Annotated in this window: 1 protein-coding gene; it reads left to right on the forward strand. The window is 68.5% G+C overall.

The features are described from left to right. Window positions 1-6025: amino acid adenylation domain-containing protein (locus ACFWF3_RS21020; protein ID WP_379314953.1), on the forward strand; the 6025-nt coding region annotated here is incomplete at both ends.

Raw genomic sequence — 6025 nt, forward strand, 5'->3', positions numbered from 1 at the left:
CTCGATCGTGATGACGTCGACGAACTCCTCGACGAGTGGACGGCGGCCCTCGGGCAAATCGCGGAAGCGGCCGCACGCGAACAAGATTGGGGACTGTCCCCCTCCGACACCCCGTTGGTCGCCCTGACCCAACAGGACCTCGACGTGTTCACCGAACGCTACGGACCGATCGAGGCCGTCTGGTCGATGGCGCCGTTGCAGGCGGGGCTGCTGTTCCACGCCGAGCTCGCCGCGGGCGACCTCGATGTGTACACGGCGCAGTCGGAGATGACGCTCACCGGGCCGGTCGACGAGGCGCGGCTGCGGCGAGCCGCGGCGGACCTGCTGCATCGGCATCCGAACCTGCGGGCGGCGTTCACCCGAACGTCCGATGGTGTTGTTGCGCAGGCTATTCCGGTGGAGTCTGCCGTGCACTGGCGCCGCATCGAGGCCCCCGAGACAGCACTGCCACAGATCCTGACAGCCGAACGCGAAACGGCTTTCGACCCGGCCGATCCGCCGCTGGTGCGATTCGTCCTCGTCGCCGTCGCGCCCACCGAATTCCGGCTGATCCTGACCGCGCACCACCTGCTGCTCGACGGCTGGTCACTGCCGCTGCTGCTGCGCGACCTGGTCGGGCTGTACGCGGCAGGCGCGGACGCCGCCCTGCTGCCGCCCGCGCCGTCCTACGGCGACTACCTGGCCTGGCTGGACCGGCGCGACAACACCGCCGGTGTCGAGATCTGGCGCGACACGATGGCGGGCTTCACCGAACCCACCTTGATCGCCGACACGGTCGGCGCGGCCACTGTCGAGGTGCCGACCGATCTGAGCATCGATCTCGACGACGACATCACCGCCGCTCTCACCGAGCTCGCCCGCACCTCGGGCGCCACGATGTCGACGATTGTGCAATTCGCGTGGGCGACGGTGCTGGCCAACCAGCTGGGCCGCGAGCGGATCGTGTTCGGCGAGACCGTCTCCGGCAGACCGGCCGAGGTGCCGGGCGTCGAGTCGATGATCGGGCTGTTCATCAACACGCTGCCCGTTCCGGTTCTCGTGCGCGGTGACCGGACCATTGTGGCGGCGCTGGAACAGTTGCAGGCGAACAAGACCCGGCTGCTCGACCACCACCACGTCGAACTGTCCGGCATCATGGCCGCGCTCGGCGGCGGACAGCTGTTCGACACTCTGGTGGCATTCGAGTCCTACCCGGTCGACAGCAGCGGACTCGGTGACGCGGACATCGACGGAGTGCGGGTTGCGGGGGTGGCCGGCACCGATGCCGCGCACTACCCGATCACCGTGCAGGCCCACCAGACCGACACCTTGCACATCCGCCTTCGGTATCAGCCGGCTCGCGTCGACCGTGTGACCGCCGCCGGGCTCGCCGACCGTGTCGAGCGGGTCCTGCGTGCGGTCGCTACCGACCCGAACGGACGCGTCGGCGATATCGACCTGCTGTCAGCCGCCGAGCATGCGGCACTCGTCCCGGCCAGAGGCGCGGAACGGGTGGCTCCTGAACCATTGACCGAATTGTTGCGCCACGGCGTGACCCGACACCCCGACGGTGTGGCGGTTGCGTCCGGGACCGAGACGGTGAGCTTCACCGAGCTGGATGGCCGAGCACATCGGCTGGCGCAGTGGCTGGTCGAGCACGGTGTCGACGCGGGGGACACCGTCGGGGTGGTCATGCCGCGGTCGATCCCGTTGATCACCACGATCTGGGCGCTCGCCGAGATCGGTGCCGCGTGTGCGCTTCTCGACCCACGCAACCCGCGAGAGCGGCTCGCGGTCATGCTGTCCGACTGTGCTGCCCACGTCGTGCTGACCGTCGCGCAGGTGAGTGAGGGAGTGCCGGAAGGGGAGTGGGCACGCCTGGTCGTCGACGATCCGGCGGCCGAGCGCGAGATCGCGAGCCGACCTTCGCGCGCGGTGACACGGACCGTCCGCGACACCGACCTGGCCTATGTCATCTACACCTCCGGAACCACCGGCACCCCCAAGGGCGTCGCGGTGACCCAGGCGGGAATGGCGAACTTCGCCGCCGAGCAACGGGACCGGTACCAGGTCAGCCCCGATTCGCGGGTGCTGCAGTGTGCCGCACCAGGATTCGACGCCGTCATGCTCGAAGTCCTGATGGCGCACCCGCACGGCGCGACGCTGGTCATCGCGCCGCCCGACACCTACGCGGGCACGGAGCTGGCCGGGCTCATCCGCGACAACGCGGTCACCCACGCCTTCCTCACCCCGACCGTGCTGGCGACCATGGCACCCGACGGGCTGGACAGCCTCAGGGTTCTGGTCGCCGGCGGCGAGGCCGTGCCCGCCGAACTCGCCGCGCTCTGGGCGCCACGACGCCAGTTGTTCAACGGCTACGGACCCACCGAGACCACGATCATGGTCGCCATCAGCGATCCCCTCGCGCCGCCCGAACCGATCACCCTGGGTGGTCCGATTCGCGGAACATCCGCGGTGGTGCTGGACTCGCACCTGCGGCCCGTGCCGATCGGGGTGACCGGCGAACTGTATGTCAGCGGCATCCAGCTCGCCCGCGGATACCTCGGCCGTCCCGGCGCGACCGCCGCCACCTTCCTCGCCAACCCCTACGATCCGGGCACCCGGATGTACCGCACCGGCGACCGGGTCCGATGGACCGCCGCCCACACACTCGACTACGTCGGCCGTACCGACCATCAGGTCAAGATCCGTGGCCAGCGGATCGAACTCGGCGAGATCGAGGCCGTCCTCGCCGAACATCGATCGGTCACCCATGCGGTAGCGGTGCTGCGCACCGACGACAACGGCGCGGACCGGCTCGTCGGCTACCTCATCGGCGACACGATCGACCCCGAGCACGTGCGGGCATCGGCACGCCGCCGGCTACCGGCCCACATGGTTCCCGACATCTGCGTTGTGCTGGAACAGCTTCCGCTGACCACCACCGGAAAACTCGACCGCGGCGCACTGCCGATGCCGAGTTTCGCCGCTGCCGGATATCTGGCGCCGAGCGACCCGACCGAGTGCCTCGTCGCCGACATCTGCGCCGAAGTGCTGGACCTGCCCCGAGTCGGCATGCGCGACGACTTCTTCGACCTCGGTGGCAATTCGCTGACCGCGACGAGGCTGACCGCTCGCCTGAGCTCCGCGCTGGGCGTCCGGGTGGCGGTGCGCGACCTGTTCGAGTACCCGCGGATGGCCGACCTCGCCGCCCGGCTCACCGGCCGCGACCACGTCGAACGCCCGACGCTGACCCGGCGACCCGGCACCGGCCTGATCCCGCTCTCGCCCGCTCAGCAACGGATGTGGTTCCTCAACCAGCTCGACGCCTCTGTCGGCGCCTACAACGTGCCGCTGGTGATCCGGCTGACCGGCGAGCTGGAAATCCCCGCGTTGCGTACAGCCTGCGCGATGGTGATCGGCCGCCACGAATCGTTGCGCACGAAATTCCCGGTAATCGACGGTATACCGTGGCAGATGATCGTCGACGCCGACGAGGTCGTGCCCGAACTGATCCCGATCGCGATCGAGGAATCGGTGCTGCCGAAGGCCGCAGCGGCGGTGCTGTCGAAGAGTTTCCAGTTCTCCGAGGCACCGCCGGTGCGGGCCGAACTGTTCGATCTCGGCTCGGATGATCACGTGCTGGTGATCGCCGTGCACCACATCTGTGCGGACGGGCTCTCGATGATTCCGTTGGCCCGCGACGTCGCGGCCGCCTATCACGCGGTGATCACCGCGAGCGTGCCCGCGTGGCCGCAGCTCAGGGTCCAGTATCCGGATTATGCGCTGTGGCAACACGATCTGCTCGGCGACGAGCACGATCCGGAGTCGCTGCTGTCCCGTCAGCTGGACTACTGGCGCGTTACCCTCACCGGGCTGCCCGAACTCCTCGAACTGCCGACCGACATGCCGCGTCCGCCGGTCGCGTCGATGCGCGGCCGGACCATCGACTTCGACATCGAGGCATCGCTGCAGGAGCGGATCGCCGCGGTGGCGCGGGTCGCGGGCGCGACGCCGTTCATGGTGGCTCACGCCGCGCTGGCCGTGCTGCTGGCACGGCTGGCGAATACCCACGACATCGCGGTCGGTACCCCGGTCTCCGGGCGCGGGGAACGTGAACTCGACGACCTGATCGGCATGTTCGTCAACACTGTCGTCCTGCGGACGGAGGTCTCTGCCGATCAGCCGTTCGACGCGCTTCTGGCCGACGTCCGAGCAGCCGACCTGGCTGCCCTCGCACACGCGGAGGTCTCCTTCGAGCAGGTCGTCGAGGCGCTCAATCCGCCGCGTTCGACCGCGCATCTGCCGCTGTACCAGGTGACGATCGACTACCAGAATCTCGATGAGGTGGTGCTCGAACTACCGGGGATCTCGGTGGAACCGGTCGAGGACTATGTCGATCAGGCGCAGTCGGATCTCAATGTGAAGCTGGTCGAGCGGTTCGCCGCCGACGGTCACCCGCTGGGTACACTCGGCCGATTGACCTACGCGACAGACCTTTTCGTCGAAGAGTCGATGGAGCGGTTCGCGCAGTGGTATCTGCGCATCCTGGAGGCGGTGACCGCGAATCCGCAGGCGATCATCGGTGACATCGAGTTCATGCAATCGAGCCAGCGCTACGAGGTTCTCGATGCGGCAGGCGTGGCCGGCGCGCACGTTCCCGAGGAAACGATCGGTGGCTTGTTCGCACGGCGCGTGGCGGTGGCCCCGGATTCGGTCGCGGTGACCGATGGGACGACGGTCCTGACCTACGCGGAACTGGATCGGCGCGCGAAGTCTGTTGCCGCCCAGTTGATCGCCTCCGGTGCGGGCCCCGAAACACTGGTCGCCGTCGCGATGCCGCGCTCGGCCGAGTTGGCGATCGGGCTGCTGGCCGTGGTCATGTCGGGTGCGGGCTATCTGCCCGTGGATGTGACGTACCCGGCCGAGCGGCTCCGGTTCGTGCTCGACGACGCACGACCGGTAGCGATGCTGACCACATCGGCGATGGTATCGCAGACACCCGAATTCGCCGGGCCGACAGTCCTTGTGGATGACGAGAACGTCGTCGACAGTGCGCAGAACGTTGCCGCGCTACCCGACAACATCGCCTACATGATCTACACCTCGGGCTCCACCGGTCGGCCGAAGGGTGTCGCGGTCACCCACCGCGATGTGGTCACCCTGCTCACCCACACCGCGGAGAAGTTCGACGTCGGGCCCGACGATGTCTGGACACTGTTCCATTCCTACGCTTTCGATTTCGCGGTCTGGGAGATGTGGGGCGCCCTGCTCTCGGGCGGTCGCCTGGTGGTCGTCGACTACGACACCACGCGCACGCCCGATGCTTTCGTCGAGCTCGTGGCGCGCGAGGAGGTCACCGTGCTCAGCCAGACCCCGTCGGCGTTCTACGGATTCGTCGACGCGGAGCGCCGCTACCACGGCGCGGGTGGCGCCGACCTCGCCTTGCGCTACATCGTGTTCGGCGGCGAAGCGCTCGACCCGTCCCGGCTGACCGGCTGGTTCCTCGCCCACCCGGCGGGTACGCCGACCCTGGTCAACATGTACGGCATCACCGAGACGACCGTGCATGTCAGCTACGCCGAGGTCGATCAGGCGGGCGGCGGGATCGGGCGCGCCCTGCCCGGCCTGAGGGTGTACGTGCTCGACGAGCGCTTGCGGCCGGTGCCGGTCGGCGTCACCGGTGACCTCTATGTCGGCGGCGGCCAGCTCTCGCGCGGCTACCACGGGGCGGGCGCGCTCACTTCGGGACGGTTCGTGGCCGATCCGTTCGGCACGCCGGGTAGCCGCCTGTACCGGACCGGTGATGTCGGGCGGTGGCATCGCGGCGGGCACGGACTGGAACTGGACTACCGCGGACGCGCCGACGCGCAGATCCAATTGCGTGGTTTCCGTATCGAATTGGGTGAGGTGGAATCGGCGCTGCTCCGTCATCCCGGTGTCGCCCAGGCGGCAGCCGCGGTGCATCGCCACGCCAGGGACGTCGACCAGTTGATCGGTTACGTCGTCCCCGCCGAGGGGCAGGAACTGGACCCGGCGCGGGTTC

This window comes from Nocardia sp. NPDC060220 (assembly GCF_042727815.1).
GTDB lineage: Bacteria > Actinomycetota > Actinomycetes > Mycobacteriales > Mycobacteriaceae > Nocardia.